This is a genomic window from Haloferax marinisediminis (genome assembly GCF_009674585.1).
GTDB lineage: Archaea > Halobacteriota > Halobacteria > Halobacteriales > Haloferacaceae > Haloferax > Haloferax marinisediminis.
Map to the genome: position 1 here is coordinate 308,704 of NZ_WKJP01000001.1, position 13,359 is coordinate 322,062.

Genomic DNA, 13,359 nt, shown 5'->3' on the forward strand with positions numbered 1-13,359 from the left:
TTGGTACCTACCATGATTCGACGTACTCGGCGACTGAGCGCTGCACTCCTCGCGACACTGCTCGTGCTGTCGGCTCTCCTCGGAGCGACAGGGAGCGCAGCGACCGCAACACGCGTCTCAGGGAGTCCCGACCTCACGCTCGTCGCACCGGAGAACCGCCTCGTTGCCGGCAGCGAGACGGTCGTCGAGGTGTTCGTCGTCAATACAGGGACCGTCACTGACGACGGTCCCGAGCAGTACGAAGCGCTCGTCCAGACTGCGCGGGCGCTGACGTTCGAAGCGGAGTCGGAAGGACCGATAACGGTCGCCAGTGGTGAGATACCAGTCGGAACCGTCCCCGAGGGCGTCTCCGGGCCGGTGTCACTCAGACTCCGGGTCGCAGAAGGTGCCAAACCGGGAACCTACGAAATCCCAGTCAAGTTCTCCTACGACTACACGTCGTCTGTCTTCATCGATGGCGAGTCTGTCCAGACGACACACCGAAGTCGGACCATCACGCGAGACCTCGAAGTCGTCGTCGAGCGCCGCCCCGCGTTCGACGTCGAGGCGGTCGACTCCGAACTCGCCGTCGGCGACACCGGAACCATCGCGCTCAACGTGACGAACGTCGGCCCCGTCGATGCCGAAGACGCCACCGTGACGGTCACCTCGACCGACCCAGAGATTTCCTTCGGAGATGGCGTGCCGACCGCCGAGAGTTTCGTCGGGGACTGGGAAGCCGGAGAGACCCAGCGCGTCGAGTTCCGGACCCGCGTCGCCGACGACGCCATCGTCCGGAACTACTCGGTGGACGTGACGGTGACGTACCGAGACGAAGACGGACAAGAACGGACCTCTCGTACGCTCGTCGCAGGCGTCAGTCCGACTCGTGGCGCAACCTTCGAACTCGTAGACGTCGATGCGGCCGTCGCCGTCGGAGATACCGGAACACTGACACTCGAACTCCAGAACGTCGGCGACGCGACGGCCACAGGAACCACCGTCGGCATCGAATCGACGGACTCCGAGATTACGTTCGGTGCCGGTGCACCCGCCGCAGAGGCGTACGTCGGCGCGTGGGAACCCGGCGAGACGAAGCGCGTGAGTTTCCGGACGCGTGTCGCCGACGACGCCCTCGACCGTCCCTACTCGCTCGACGTGGGTGTCACGTTCCGCAATCCCGGCGGCGACCGAAAGACCGAGTCGCTCGTCGCCGGCCTCGACCCCGGCGCTGGGCCAGCGTTCAGCATCACCGTCGAAGAGAGTGACCTCCGCGTCGGCGGCGTCGGCCGTGTCTCCGGAACTGTCCAGAACGTCGGTGAGAGCGAGGCCCGTGACGTGGTGCTTCGCCTCGACGCGAACGGAACGGGGATGACACCGACCGACCTCGAAGTCACCCTCGGCACGCTCGGCCCGGGTGAGTCAGCCGAGTACGAGTACGCGATCGCACTCGCCGAAGGGACGACACCCGGACCACGGCGACTCCCGTTCGTCGTCGAGTACCGACCGCCGGGCGACGAGATGCGGGCGTTCGACCGAACCGACGTCCTCGCCACGGTGAGCGCGCGCAATCCCGCGATTGCAGTCGAACCGCGAGATGCGGTGTTCGAAGTCGACTCGAACGGCCGTCTCGTCCTCGCGGTGACGAACACCGAAGACACACCGCAGACTGACGTGACGGTCCGACTCGCCGCCGAAGAACCACTCTCCAGCGAGGACGCCGTGGCGTTCATCCCGCGGATGGAAGCGGGCGAGACGAGACTCGTCGTCTTCGACCTCGAAGTGAGCGACAACGCCGTTCCGAAGACACAGGCCGTCGTCGTCAACGTGAGTTATCAGGACGACGCTGGCCGGCAACTGACAACCGGACCCCAACAGGTCGCTGTCGAAATAATCGAACCGTCGACGACGTTCCCCATCATTCCGGCCGCCGTCGCCATTCTCGCACTCGCCGGCGTTGGCTACTGGTGGTACCGACGGCGGTAATCGGCGTCTCGACTGGTGGTACCGACGGCGGTAACCGGTGTCTCGAACGTTCTGGTCAGGTGTGAATTCGAGCTATTGTCATGGGGTGAGTGTGTCTATCATGGATCTCCCAAGAACGATAACGAGTCCAGTCACCGGTGGACGGCGCGAGTTTCTGAAACTCCCGGAGGAAACAGACGGCGCGTATCTGCAGTTCGAGACGACGTTGCAAGCGCAGACACCAGGTCCGCCGATGCACTATCACCCGACGGCGACAGAGCAGTTCGAGATTCGAGCAGGGTCACTGTACGTCACCATCGACGGCGACGACGACGTTCTCGGGAGGGGTAAGACAGTCGTCGTTCCTGCACGAACACCGCACACGTTTCGCATCGGCCCTCTCGGCGTGCGAATCATCGTGACGGTCACCCCGCCGGGTCGATTCGCGGAGTTCCTCGTGAGTGAGTACGCGCTGATGCACGCCGGGAAACTCGAGAACTGGAGCGATGGTGACATCCTCGCCGTCGCACCGTGGCTCCACGAGTTTCGAGACGTGACGCGACCAGCCAGTCCGATACAGTACGTCATCTGGATGCTCGCACCAGTCGGACGCGCGTTCGGGAACCCGCCGGTACCAGCGTATCCGGTCGGCGACGAGAGAGAAACAGGGGAGACAGCCGAAACAGCGGAGTGAGAAACGAACGGCTCAGTCGTCGTTCGGCACTTTCGCCGGTTTGCGACGGTCCGAGCGCGGTCCCTCTTTGTCAATGTCCGGGAGATAGTCGCGGAGGTACCGACCCGTGTGTGAGTCGGGGTTCGTCGCAATCTCCTCTGGCGTTCCGCTGGCGACGATGGTCCCACCGTTTTCGCCGCCCTCGGGGCCGAGGTCGATGATGCGGTCTGCGTTCTTCACGAGGTCGAGTTCGTGTTCGACCACGAGGACCGTGTTGCCGTTATCGACCAGGCGCTGGAGCACGTCGATGAGTTTCCGCTCGTCCTCTTTGTGGAGTCCCGTCGTCGGTTCGTCCAGCAGGTAGAGCGTGTCGCCGGTCTGTTTCTTGCCGAGTTCCTCTGCGAGTTTGACACGCTGGGCCTCGCCACCGGAGAGCGTCGTCGATGGCTGCCCGAGTTGCATGTAGCCGAGGCCGACGTCGTGGAGCAGTTGGAGGCGACGGCGAATCTGCGAGTTCGCCTCGAAGAATTCGAGCGCCTCGTCGACTTCCATCTGGAGCACGTCCGCGATGGTCTTGTCCTTGTAGCGAACGTCGAGCGTCTCGGCGTTGTAGCGGGCGCCGTTACACTCCTCACAGGGGACGTACACGTCCGAGAGGAAGTTCATCTCGATTTTGACGTTCCCTTGTCCCTTACAGGCCGCACAGCGGCCGCCCTTGACGTTGAACGAGAAGCGACCCTTCTCGTAGCCACGTTGCTTGGAGAGTTTCGTCTGGGCGAACAGTTCGCGGACGTAGTCGAAGACGCCGGTGTACGTCGCGGGGTTCGACCGTGGCGTGCGACCGATGGGTGACTGGTCGATGAGGCGGACCGTCTCGATTTGGTCGTAGCCGTCGATTGCGTCGTGTTCGCCGGGGTCCACGGAGGTGTTGTCGTTCATCCGGCGGGCGAGTCCCTTGTAGAGAATCTCGTGCATCAAGGTGGACTTGCCCGACCCGGAGACACCGGTGATGGCGGTGAACGTCCCCAGTGGGATGGGTACGTCGAGGTCTTTGAGGTTGTGCTGGCGCGCGCCGCGGACGACGAGTTCGCCGTCGCCCTCGCGTCGCGTCTCGGGCACGTCGATGTCTTTGCGACCGGAGAGGTAGTCGGCTGTGATGGAGTTGTCCGCCGCGACGATGTCGTCGAAGTCACCCTGTGCGACGACTTCACCACCGCGCTTGCCCGGACCGGGACCCATGTCGATAATCTCGTCTGCCCGGCGCATCGTCTCCTCGTCGTGTTCGACGACGATGAGCGTGTTTCCGAGGTCGCGCAGGCCTTCGAGCGTGTTGAGGAGTTTGTCGTTGTCGCGCTGGTGGAGGCCAATCGAGGGTTCGTCGAGGACGTAGAGGACGCCCACGAGACCCGACCCGACCTGCGTGGCGAGACGGATACGCTGTGACTCGCCGCCGGAGAGGGTCGCCGCTTCGCGGTCCAGCGTGAGGTACTCCAGCCCGACTTCGGTCATGAACCCGAGGCGGGCGCGAATCTCTTTGAGAATCTCCTGTGCGATGGTTCGCTCGCGGTCCGTAAGTTCGGCTTCGAGACCCTCGAAGTGCGAGAGCGCGTCGGCGATGCTCAGACGGTTCACTTCGGGGAGCGTCGTCCCGCCGACGCGGACGTGGCGAGACTGCTCTTTGAGGCGCGACCCGTTACACGCCGGACAGGTCGTGACGGCCATGTACTCCTCGATGTGGTCGCGCGTCCGGTCGGAGTCGGTCTCCACGTGCCGTCGTTCGAGGTTCTCGACGACACCCTCGAACGGGTGTTCTTTGTGTCGCGTCCCGTTCTTCGTCGTCCACTCGAACACCACGTCTTCGGTGGTCCCGAAGAGGAAGGCGTGCTGGACCTCCTCGTCGAGGTCTTCGAACGGCGTACTCACGCTGACGCCGAAGTGGTCGGCGACGCAGTCGATTTGTCTTCGGTAGTACGTTCGGTTGTAGCTCCACGGTTCGAAGACGTGTTTGAGCGGTTTCGACGGCTCCGTGACGACGAGGTCTGGGTCGACCTCTTTGGCCTTCCCGAGGCCCTCACACTCCGGACAGGCCCCGTGGGGACTGTTGAAGGAGAACGACCGCGTCTCGATTTCGGAGAAGCGGAACGAGGAGTTCGGGTTGCCGAGTTCTTCCGAGAACTCGACGACGAGTCGGTCGTCTTCCTCACCCGCGAGCGACCCCGTCGAGCGCGTGTTGGACGCGAAGGGGAGGTCCTTCGGTGGGTCGGGGACGATGAGTTTGAGGACACCGCCCGCCTCTTCGAGTGCCGTCTCGACGGAGTCGGCGATGCGAGAGCGCGCTTCGGTCGAGACTTTCACCCGGTCGACGACGACGTCGATGGTGTGGTCGTAGTTCTTGTCGAGTTCGGGGGTCTCGAACGAGAGGTCGTACTCCTCGCCGTCGACTTCGACCCGGGCGTAGCCGTCGGAGACGAGGTCCGAAAACAGGTCTTTGAACTCGCCTTTCTGGTCGCGGACGACCGGGGCGACGATTTTCGCTTTCGTCCCTTCGGGGAGTTCGAGAATCTGTTCGACCATGTCCTGTGCAGACTGCTCACCAACTTCTTCGCCCGTGATGGGGTCGTACTGCGTGCCGACCCGCGCGTACAGGAGGCGGAGGTAGTCGTGGAGTTCGGTGACCGTCCCGACGGTCGAACGCGGGTTGTTCGCCCCGTTCTTCTGGTCGATGGAGATTGCCGGAGACAGACCCTCGACGGCCTCGACTTTCGGCTTGTCCATCTGGCCGAGGAAGTTCCGGGCGTACGCCGACAGCGACTCGATATAGCGGCGTTGGCCCTCCGCGTAGATGGTGTCGAACGCGAGGGAGGACTTACCCGACCCCGACAGGCCGGTGACGACAGTGAACGTCTCGCGAGGGATGCGGACGTCGAGGTCCTTGAGGTTGTGCTCTTCGGCACCGCGAACCTCGATGTGGTCCTTGCTCATTCGGACGTCTCTAGGGACGAGGGGACCGAATAGGCATCGGTTCGGGCCATCCGAACCGCATGTTGCGGGCCTCCCACCCGCAGTGAAAATTCGGCGTTAGGAGTTGAGTTTCGAACGTGCGACCGAGACGTTCGTCGGAGTGATGATAATCTGGTCGTCACCCTTCTGGACGATGTCGCCGTCGACTTCTCGTGCGACCTGTCGAAGGTCGTCGATGATGTGTTCCATCGTGCTGTCCGACGTCGTGTGTCGAGTGATGTCTGCGATGACCATGTCACCGTCGTAGACGGCGTCTTTGATCGCGATGACGTCCTGTTGGCCACCGATATCCGCGATGTGGACCGAAATGCCGGCCGTCCCGCGGGCGGTATCGAAGTCGTCGAGGTCGAGTTCGACGTAGTCCTCGGTCGTTCTCGAGCCACCACCACCGAGAATCTTGCTCATGATGCCCATAGGACGTAGAGAGGTCACGACAGGGTTAGTTCTTACGTCAGACGACTATCAGGCATCAGATACATTCTCGGCGGTGAGACTCCCCTGAGCGCCCCGACAACCGGCGTTCCCGGCCGATTCCGTCGGGTGTTTTTACTGCGCTTACCCTGTGACACACCATGACCTTCAGCATCTGCGTCCACGAAGCGTACACCGACAGCGACGGGACAGACCAGCATCGCTTCGGTGTCGCCGTGACGACCCGACTGCCCGGCGTCGGCGCACTCTGCCCGTTCGCGAGCGAACACGGTGCCATCGCGACACAGGCGCTGACGAACGTCGAACTCGGCCGAGCGGGAACCTCGTATCTGGCAGACGGGCTCGCGATCAACGACGCCTTGCAGGCGCTCTTGAACGCCGACGACGGGCGCACACAGCGACAACTCCACGGCGTCGACGCCGACGGAACCTTCGCCTTCACGGGCGACGACTGCCACGACTGGGCGGGACACCGTACAGGTGCCGACTTCACTGTCGCGGGGAACTTGCTCACGGGTGAGTCAGTCGTCGACGCCGTCGCCACGTCCTACGAGAAGAGTGGCCGCGACGACCCGTTGGCCAAGCGCCTCATCGACGCACTGGGCGCGGGACACGCCGAGGGCGGCGACAAACGCGACGACCTGACGGTCCAGAGTGCGGCAGTCGTCGTCGCGACGACCGAAGACAGGGAGATGGACCCCTACTACAACGATCTCCGCGTTGACGCGACGGAGACGCCGCTCCGGGACCTCCGCGAGACGTTCGCACTGGCACGTGAGGGCTACGAAGCAGCCATCGAAAAGTACGCAGACGCGTGAGTTAGACCGAGAAGTTGAACAGGTCGTCGCCGACGTGGTGGATGGATTCGACGACTTTCCCGGAGTCGCCGACGAGGTCGACACCGTCTTCGAGCGCGCGCCCGATTGCGAGGATTTTGCCGTGGTTCTCTTCTGCGATTGCGACGAGGTCACCGGCGGCGATGCTCTCGTCCGCTTCGGTGATGCCGGGGCGCATGACGTCGGCACCACTGGAGACGAAGGAGACCGCACCCGCGTCGACGGTGACGACGTTCTTCGTCGGTGGGAACTGGTTCGCACCCTTGACGGTCAGGAACGGTTCGCCTTCGACGTAGAGGACTGCCGGTTCGCCGTCGACGAGGACGACCTCGTAGTCCGCGTCAGCGAACTCGACGCCCTCGAACGCGTCGCCGTCGATTTCGACGCCGAGGAGCGACTCGATGGACTCTTTGACCGCTCGGATTTCGTCGTTCCGGAGATGGTGACGAGATTTGACCTTCATATCGGTTCGTGGACGCTCACGGCCGATAAATCGACCGCTCCACGTCGAACGATTGCACCACATCGGCGACGGGTGGGTCGTCCACACCGAGCGATAGCGGGTCGACCATACCGAGCGACCGAGGCCACCTCGGCGGGTCGTACGACGCGCGTCGCACAGAACCGGAACAACAGATAAGTACGGTTGGGTCCACCTCATCCATATGTGGCGCTCCCGGACCAACCGGGACCGGAAGTCGGTCGTGTGCATCGCGTGCGGCGACTCAGTGCTCCGGTCGGCGGCGCGTGAGTACGACAAAGAGGGGAACCGCTGGGAACGACACGGAAAGCGGTTCGAACACCTCTGTAAGGAGTGTTACCGAGACCTCTGTCACCAACCACGCGAAGAACTCGAAGGCCTCCTCGTCGACATCGAAGAACACGGCATCTCACAAGAGGAGTTCCTCATTCGGTACTTCGACGCCGTCGCCGAACGGTACGAGTCGCCGGGAGAGCGCGGACGGTAGTCGACGAGTCGCTGACTCCACTGCACGCGGCCGACCAGTGACTTCGTTTTGCAGTCTCGACGCCGCGTCCCCGACACGCATTTCTCCCTGCCCCGTTTAGACGGGTCCATGTCAGACGACGCGCAGGCGTACGCCGGAACTGCCGAAGGGCAAGGCCCGGTCGAAATCGACGCCGAACTCGCGCGACACCTCCAGAACAAGCGCGAGGAACTGTTCGAGGAGTTCGAGATTCGCGACAAATTCCCACCGGAAGTTCTCTCGGAGGCACGCGCCCGCACCGAGGGTGTCCACGAGGAGATCGAAGACGAGCTCGAACACCGTCAGGACCTTCGGGACCTGACGACGTGGACGACCGACCCTGTGGACGCACAGGACTTCGACGACGCCATCAGCATCCGCGAGAACGACGAGACGTACACGCTGTGGGTCCACATCGCCGACGTGACCCACTACGTCCACCCCGGCTCAGAGATGTGGGCCGAGGCCGTCAAGCGCGGGAACACCGTCTATCTCCCCGCCTACACGATTCACATGCTCCCGCCGGTCCTCGCCGAGACGGTCTGTTCGCTCGTCCCGAACGAGGACAGACTGGCACACACCGTAGAGATGGAAATCAAGAAGGACACGCTCTCGTTCGAATCTATCGACATCTACAAGTCCGTTATCCACTCCGACGAGCGCCTCACCTACACGCAGTGTGAGAACCGCCTCGACGACGAGGACGCGCCGCTGCACGACGAGAACGCACTCGTCTACGACCTCGCAGACCAACTGCACGAACAGCGCAAAGAAGACGGCTCGCTCGTCCTCAACCCGAGTCGCGACCGCGCACACACCATCATCGAAGAGTGCATGCTGAAGGCCAACAAGGCGGTCACGCACGAACTCATGTGGAGCCGTGGTGTCGAAGCGATGTACCGCGTCCACCCGCAGCCGACGCCCGACCAGTGGGACAAGGCGCTCCGCGAGATTACCGAACTCGACGGCGTGAGCATCAAGTCCACGTCGTGGGACGAACCCCGCAAGGCCGTCAATGACGCCCTCGAGAGTGCGAACTCCCGAACCCTGAACAAGATTCAGCGCGCCGTGCTGAAGGTCATGCCTCGCGCGAAGTACATGAACGACCCCTTCGGCGGCCACTACGCGCTCAACTTCGACATCTACGGGCACTTCACCTCGCCCATCCGCCGTCTCTCGGACCTCATCAACCACTGGATCGTCCACGAGAACGACGTCCCAGAGGACCTCGTGGAACTCTGTGACCGTGCCTCTGACCGCCAGAAGGACGCCGAGACGGCCGAGCGACTCTACAAGCAGTTCCTGCAAGAAGTCGGCCTCGACCCCTACGCAGTGAACAACCGCGGTATCGTCACCATCGACGACGATGGCGACGTCATCGACGAGAACGGCCTCCCGCCGCGCGAGTAGACGCGCTACCTCGCTTACATTTTTCGTCACGCGCAGCGTCGTGGACGTATGAACAGAGTCCAAACGACCGTCGTAGACGGTCTCTTCGCGTTCCTCGTTGGATTCCTCGTCGGCACGGCGACGAGCGGCTGGAGAACAGGGCTTCGTGCGGGCACGACGGCCGCCATCGCCTCGGCAGTCGTGACGTGGGTCGTCTACGGTGTCCTCGAAGTGGAGACGCTCGTCGAAGAGACGACTATCGACACCGAGCGAATCGTCGGCGAGTGACCGCCTTGCGTCGGTCCGTGAGCAGCGTCGCTACTGCTTGTGCGTGAACAGCAGGATGTCGTTGTCGTGTGCGGTCACACAGAGGTCGAGCATCATGCTCAGTTCGAGACTGTTGTAGTCGTCTTCGCAGACCACCAGGTCGTCGAACGGTTCCTTACAGGCCGGACAGGCGATGGCAACGGTGTTCTGGTAGGTGGTGACGCCGCCGCTGGACTCGTAGGGAGTGAGTGACGACCGAAGTTCGTCGAGTTCCTCGTCGTTCATGAGAGTGTTGTGTGTAGGGCGAGCGTATAATTCTTCACGGTTGGACATCCGTCACGTTCGAACTCGGTCGTCGCCGTCCAGTCCACACGCCCAGCGGAAGTGTGGGTGAATCCACGCCAACTCTGCGACGTTCCGCTCGACCCACGTCGCCGGGTCGCTCAGTCGACGTGAGAGCACTTCGGCGTCGTCCTCGTGTGTGCCGTCACGGTCGAACGGAACCGATTCCAGCGTCTGCGAGGCCGGGTTGAAGAACACTGCTCGTTCGCTGTCCTCACCGAGTGCGACCAACCGCGACCCGCTGGCGTCCTTCTGGAGGAGCGCCTGCGCCATACGGTGTTGGTAGACCCCACGACGCGTCTCACGGAGCGTCGAGACGACGTCTCGAAACAGCGCGGTTGGGTCCGACGGTGGGACGCCGTGTCCTGTTTCCATACCCCTGTCGTCGGAGTGGAGTGTAAAGAGGGTCCGCCAAGGGCGGAGTGAAAGTGGTTGGTTTAGCGAAAGTGGAATCGAGGGACTACGAGTCGGTGCCGGGAACGTACCGTCTGAAGAGCGGAACGAACGGTTTGAGGAGGAGGACAGCGACGCCGACGAAGACGTACAGCGTCCACGCTGCAGGCATCCCGAGTTCACGGAGTGTAAGCGTGAGACCGAGTACGAGGAGAACGTAGACCCAGAACACGAGGACGACAGGGACGTACCCGTGAGTGGGCGATGGGGTCTCGAACACAGTCTCCCTTCGGGTCGAAGCGACGAAATCCTTCTGGGGCGACCACGGAGCGTGTGCGCTCAGACTGGTACGGAGTCAGTCACCCAGTCGTCACGCTCGTCAGTCACCCAGTCGTCACGCTCGTCAGTCTCAGTCGCCGCCGAGTTGCTCGAGTTTTACCCGCGCGTGGTCGACGAGGAGTTCGGCGAACTCCTGGTCGTACTCGTCGAACGCGCCGACGTCGCTTGACACCGCTTGGAACGTTCCGAACGTCCCGATGGGGACGGTCATCGCCGACCGATAGTCTGTGTCTGCCGGCGTGATGTCGGACTCTCGAAGGTCGTCGACGATACTCGTCTCCTGACTGTTGTACGCTCGCACCGCGAACGTGTCGTTCGAGTCGAGCGACGTTCGCTCGTAGTAGCCGCTGTCGTCGTCTTTGAGCTTCCACGCTTCCTGAACGAGGTAGCCGTCCTGTTCGATGTCGACCGCGACGAGGTCGAAGTTCAGCACGTTCTCGGCCGTCTCGACGAGCGTCTCGTAGACGGTCTGTTCGTCGCTCGACTGCTCCATCGTTTGCGCAGCGCTGTGAAGTGCGGTCAGTGTCTGTTCACGCTCTTTCCGCCTCGTTATGTCGACGGCAGCGCCGGCCGTGGCAAATGGCTCTCCATCGTCGTCGAACAACGGTGTGATTCTCGCGAGATAGACGCGCGTACCGTACGTCGTCTCGAGTGTTTCTTCGACTTCGACTGGTTCACCCACCGACAGCGCGTGCTTGTCGTGCGCTTTGAACAGTTCGGCGATATCCGCACCGAGCAGGTCGTCAACCGGCGTGCCAGCGACGTCGAGGTCGCTGTCGATATCGAACAACTCCCGGTAGTTCTGATTCATCAGCATGAACCGGTGGTCCGTGTCGCGCATCCAGAGTGCTGCCTGCACGCTATCGAGGATTCCCTGCAGTTGTCTGGTTCGCGTCTGGAGTTGTCGTTCTCGGCGTTTTCGCTCTGTAACGTCGGTGAAGTAGACGTAGATGCTCTCGTCGGTTTTCGCCGGGAAGATTCGTTCTTCGATCCACCGAGTTGGCTTGATGTCGGACTTGGCTTCGATTATGCGTGGTTCGCCCGTCTCGATGACCTCCTTGTACCCCTCGACAGACGCGTTCGAGTCGTCGACGGCCATGAGTCGCTGATAGTTCATCCCGACGAGTTTCTCACGCGAGAGTCCCGTCAGTTCGACCGTCTGTTCGTTGACGTCCGTGACCGTGAGGTCGGCATCCATCTCGACGAATCCGTCGGTGATTCGCATGAGCGTCTGGCGACGCCGGTGGTTGGCACGTTCCGAGCGACGGCGAGCGCGGTCCTGCGCGACGCTGTTCGTGATTCGGTTCGCGAGAACGGTGTACTGGCTGGTGCCGGTCTCTTTCTGGATGTACTCGGTCGCACCGGCCGAAATTGCATCGGCCGCGATTTCCTCTGAGCCCTTCCCGGTGAAGAGGATGAACGGGAGTTCGGGGTGCGTCTCGCGGACCGCCTCCAGAAACTCGATGCCCGTCTGGTCGGGCATGTCGTAGTCGCTGACGATGCAGTCGACGTCGGTCTCGGACAGTCGAGCGAGGCCGTCTTCAGCACGCGTGGCCGACACGACGCTGAGATGTTCGTTCGTGCGTTCGAGATAGGCTGCCGTCAGCTCCGTGAAATACGGGTCGTCGTCGACGTGCAATACTCGAATCGTGCCAGCCATGTGTCTGCTGTTCTGGATTGGCTGTTATAGTCATTCTGCTCTACCTGTCCGGGTGTTGGCCTTTCGTCGCAGCGTTTGCGTCGTCCGAAAAAGCAGTTCTACCGCCGAATATTTCGGTCTGAGCGTGGTTCCAATGGGCTGCCACACAAGACACTTATTATTAGTATGACACGTTTGGAGTGGCCATGCCCTCCAACTGGCGAGCGCTCTTCGTGATTGGTGTCGTGCTCCTTGCGGGGTGTAATGGGAGTTGAGCTCATTCCCAGATTCAAATCCCCCACTCGGACATTCACGACTTGACACCGAAGTGTTGAGACGGAGTCTTGACGGACTCACGTCTCTGTGGGTAGCGTCGCGAAAATGGTAGTGGACTCGCGGGGTCCCCGTGAACGAAGTGAACGGGGGCAAGCGAGTCCATCGACTAAGGGAGTGAAACGACCGAAGGAGATGGACTCGCGGGGATTTGAACCCCGGGCCTCTTCCTTGCGAAGGAAGCGATCTGCCACTGATCTACGAGCCCTCATTCCCACGGAGTCGTGGGATACACTTATACCCTATGTTTCGCTGGTCACTGGGCGTGCGATAACAGCCCGTTCCGTCTGGCGATTATGGGCGTGTGTGTCGGCGTGTCGAATCGAAGTGAGATGACACGCGCCTTAGCGCTGATACCAGCTCGGAGGCAGAGTCCTCCGGACGCGCGCCTCGACAGCCGCGAATGTGACGGAATGCGTCACGAACGGTGTGTCCGAAGTGGACAGACCGTGTGGGTTAGTCTTCGAGGACGATCTCGATGCTGACGTCGTTAGGGACCTGGACGCGCATCAGCTGGCGCAGCGCGCGTTCGTCAGCGTCGAGGTCAATCAGACGCTTGTGGACGCGCATCTCCCAGTGCTCCCACGTCGCCGTCCCTTCGCCATCAGGCGATTTGCGGGCCGGGATTTCGAGCGTCTTCGTGGGCAGCGGGATCGGCCCGCTGAGGTTGACGCCCGTCTTGTTCGCGATTTCGCGGACGTCGTCGCAGATTTCGTCGAGGTCTTCCGGACTCGTGCCGGCGAGCCGAACGCGTGCCTGTTGCAT

At 62.2% G+C, this 13,359-nt stretch carries 14 protein-coding genes and 1 tRNA gene; 6 read left to right on the forward strand and 9 right to left on the reverse strand.

The window, feature by feature from the left end:
- The first annotated feature begins 12 nt into the window (after positions 1-12).
- Together GJR98_RS01660 and GJR98_RS01665 are read left to right on the forward strand one after the other, a co-directional pair.
- Positions 13-1,965 (forward strand): COG1361 S-layer family protein, encoded by a 1,953-nt coding sequence (locus GJR98_RS01660; RefSeq protein WP_151134829.1) that lies wholly within the window; start codon positions 13-15, stop codon positions 1,963-1,965.
- 100 nt (positions 1,966-2,065) lie between these two features.
- Positions 2,066-2,638, forward strand: a complete 573-nt coding sequence (locus GJR98_RS01665; protein ID WP_151134830.1) for a cupin domain-containing protein — start codon at positions 2,066-2,068, stop codon at positions 2,636-2,638.
- A gap of 12 nt (positions 2,639-2,650) precedes the next feature.
- Here GJR98_RS01665 and uvrA read toward each other — a convergent pair whose 3' ends face one another.
- A complete protein-coding gene (uvrA, locus tag GJR98_RS01670; protein ID WP_151134832.1) occupies positions 2,651-5,599 on the reverse strand; it encodes an excinuclease ABC subunit UvrA in 2,949 nt (982 codons plus the stop codon).
- 96 nt (positions 5,600-5,695) lie between these two features.
- Complete coding sequence (locus GJR98_RS01675; RefSeq protein ID WP_151134834.1) at positions 5,696-6,052, reverse strand: cell division protein SepF; 357 nt, start codon at positions 6,050-6,052, stop codon at positions 5,696-5,698.
- Between the two features lie 158 nt (positions 6,053-6,210).
- Between GJR98_RS01675 and GJR98_RS01680 the strand changes: the two genes are divergently transcribed.
- Positions 6,211-6,888 (forward strand): DUF1028 domain-containing protein, encoded by a 678-nt coding sequence (locus tag GJR98_RS01680; protein WP_151134836.1) that lies wholly within the window; start codon positions 6,211-6,213, stop codon positions 6,886-6,888.
- A gap of 1 nt (position 6,889) precedes the next feature.
- Here the strand turns inward: GJR98_RS01680 and GJR98_RS01685 are convergent, their stop codons facing one another.
- Positions 6,890-7,369 (reverse strand): RNA-binding protein, encoded by a 480-nt coding sequence (locus GJR98_RS01685; protein WP_151134838.1) that lies wholly within the window; start codon positions 7,367-7,369, stop codon positions 6,890-6,892.
- 202 nt (positions 7,370-7,571) lie between these two features.
- Here GJR98_RS01685 and GJR98_RS01690 point away from each other — a divergent pair, with 202 nt between their 5' ends.
- The 3 genes from GJR98_RS01690 to GJR98_RS01700 all read left to right on the forward strand — a co-directional run bounded on the left by GJR98_RS01690 (position 7,572) and on the right by GJR98_RS01700 (position 9,569).
- Positions 7,572-7,874 carry a DUF7562 family protein gene (locus tag GJR98_RS01690; protein WP_151134840.1) on the forward strand — a complete coding sequence of 101 codons (303 nt, stop codon included), beginning with the start codon at positions 7,572-7,574 and terminating at the stop codon, positions 7,872-7,874.
- 108 nt (positions 7,875-7,982) lie between these two features.
- On the forward strand, positions 7,983-9,302 hold the full coding sequence (locus GJR98_RS01695) for an RNB domain-containing ribonuclease (RefSeq protein WP_151134842.1): 1,320 nt from the start codon (positions 7,983-7,985) through the stop codon (positions 9,300-9,302).
- Positions 9,303-9,350: 48 nt separating this feature from the next.
- Positions 9,351-9,569: a hypothetical protein gene (locus GJR98_RS01700; protein WP_151134844.1), complete on the forward strand. Its 219-nt coding sequence runs from the start codon at positions 9,351-9,353 to the stop codon at positions 9,567-9,569.
- A 30-nt stretch (positions 9,570-9,599) separates the two neighbouring features.
- Here the strand turns inward: GJR98_RS01700 and GJR98_RS01705 are convergent, their stop codons facing one another.
- From GJR98_RS01705 to rpsJ, 6 genes are all read right to left on the reverse strand, one after another.
- On the reverse strand, positions 9,600-9,833 hold the full coding sequence (locus GJR98_RS01705) for a DUF7385 family protein (protein ID WP_151134846.1): 234 nt from the start codon (positions 9,831-9,833) through the stop codon (positions 9,600-9,602).
- Between the two features lie 51 nt (positions 9,834-9,884).
- Positions 9,885-10,265, reverse strand: a complete 381-nt coding sequence (locus tag GJR98_RS01710; RefSeq protein WP_151134848.1) for a hypothetical protein — start codon at positions 10,263-10,265, stop codon at positions 9,885-9,887.
- An 85-nt stretch (positions 10,266-10,350) separates the two neighbouring features.
- A complete protein-coding gene (locus GJR98_RS01715) occupies positions 10,351-10,563 on the reverse strand; it encodes a hypothetical protein (protein WP_151134850.1) in 213 nt (70 codons plus the stop codon).
- A gap of 129 nt (positions 10,564-10,692) precedes the next feature.
- The gene (locus tag GJR98_RS01720; protein ID WP_151134852.1) at positions 10,693-12,282 is read right to left on the reverse strand and encodes a PAS domain-containing protein; all 1,590 of its coding nucleotides are present in this window, start codon (positions 12,280-12,282) and stop codon (positions 10,693-10,695) included.
- Between the two features lie 448 nt (positions 12,283-12,730).
- Positions 12,731-12,802 (reverse strand) — tRNA-Ala (locus GJR98_RS01725).
- A 248-nt stretch (positions 12,803-13,050) separates the two neighbouring features.
- Positions 13,051-13,359 (reverse strand): 30S ribosomal protein S10, encoded by a 309-nt coding sequence (rpsJ, locus tag GJR98_RS01730; protein ID WP_151134854.1) that lies wholly within the window; start codon positions 13,357-13,359, stop codon positions 13,051-13,053.

What these genes read in the sequence shown, in the direction of transcription:
- GJR98_RS01700 (WP_151134844.1), top strand. Translation starts at nt 9,351, where the DNA reads ATGAACAGAGTCCAAACGACCGTCGTAGACGGTCTCTTCGCGTTCCTC.
- GJR98_RS01690 (WP_151134840.1), top strand. Translation starts at nt 7,572, where the DNA reads ATGTGGCGCTCCCGGACCAACCGGGACCGGAAGTCGGTCGTGTGCATC.
- GJR98_RS01685 (WP_151134838.1), bottom strand. Translation starts at nt 7,369, where the DNA reads ATGAAGGTCAAATCTCGTCACCATCTCCGGAACGACGAAATCCGAGCG.
- rpsJ (WP_151134854.1), bottom strand. Translation starts at nt 13,359, where the DNA reads ATGCAACAGGCACGCGTTCGGCTCGCCGGCACGAGTCCGGAAGACCTC.
- uvrA (WP_151134832.1), bottom strand. Translation starts at nt 5,599, where the DNA reads ATGAGCAAGGACCACATCGAGGTTCGCGGTGCCGAAGAGCACAACCTC.
- GJR98_RS01675 (WP_151134834.1), bottom strand. Translation starts at nt 6,052, where the DNA reads ATGGGCATCATGAGCAAGATTCTCGGTGGTGGTGGCTCGAGAACGACC.
- GJR98_RS01665 (WP_151134830.1), top strand. Translation starts at nt 2,066, where the DNA reads ATGGATCTCCCAAGAACGATAACGAGTCCAGTCACCGGTGGACGGCGC.
- GJR98_RS01680 (WP_151134836.1), top strand. Translation starts at nt 6,211, where the DNA reads ATGACCTTCAGCATCTGCGTCCACGAAGCGTACACCGACAGCGACGGG.
- GJR98_RS01705 (WP_151134846.1), bottom strand. Translation starts at nt 9,833, where the DNA reads ATGAACGACGAGGAACTCGACGAACTTCGGTCGTCACTCACTCCCTAC.
- GJR98_RS01710 (WP_151134848.1), bottom strand. Translation starts at nt 10,265, where the DNA reads ATGGAAACAGGACACGGCGTCCCACCGTCGGACCCAACCGCGCTGTTT.
- GJR98_RS01660 (WP_151134829.1), top strand. Translation starts at nt 13, where the DNA reads ATGATTCGACGTACTCGGCGACTGAGCGCTGCACTCCTCGCGACACTG.
- GJR98_RS01720 (WP_151134852.1), bottom strand. Translation starts at nt 12,282, where the DNA reads ATGGCTGGCACGATTCGAGTATTGCACGTCGACGACGACCCGTATTTC.
- GJR98_RS01695 (WP_151134842.1), top strand. Translation starts at nt 7,983, where the DNA reads ATGTCAGACGACGCGCAGGCGTACGCCGGAACTGCCGAAGGGCAAGGC.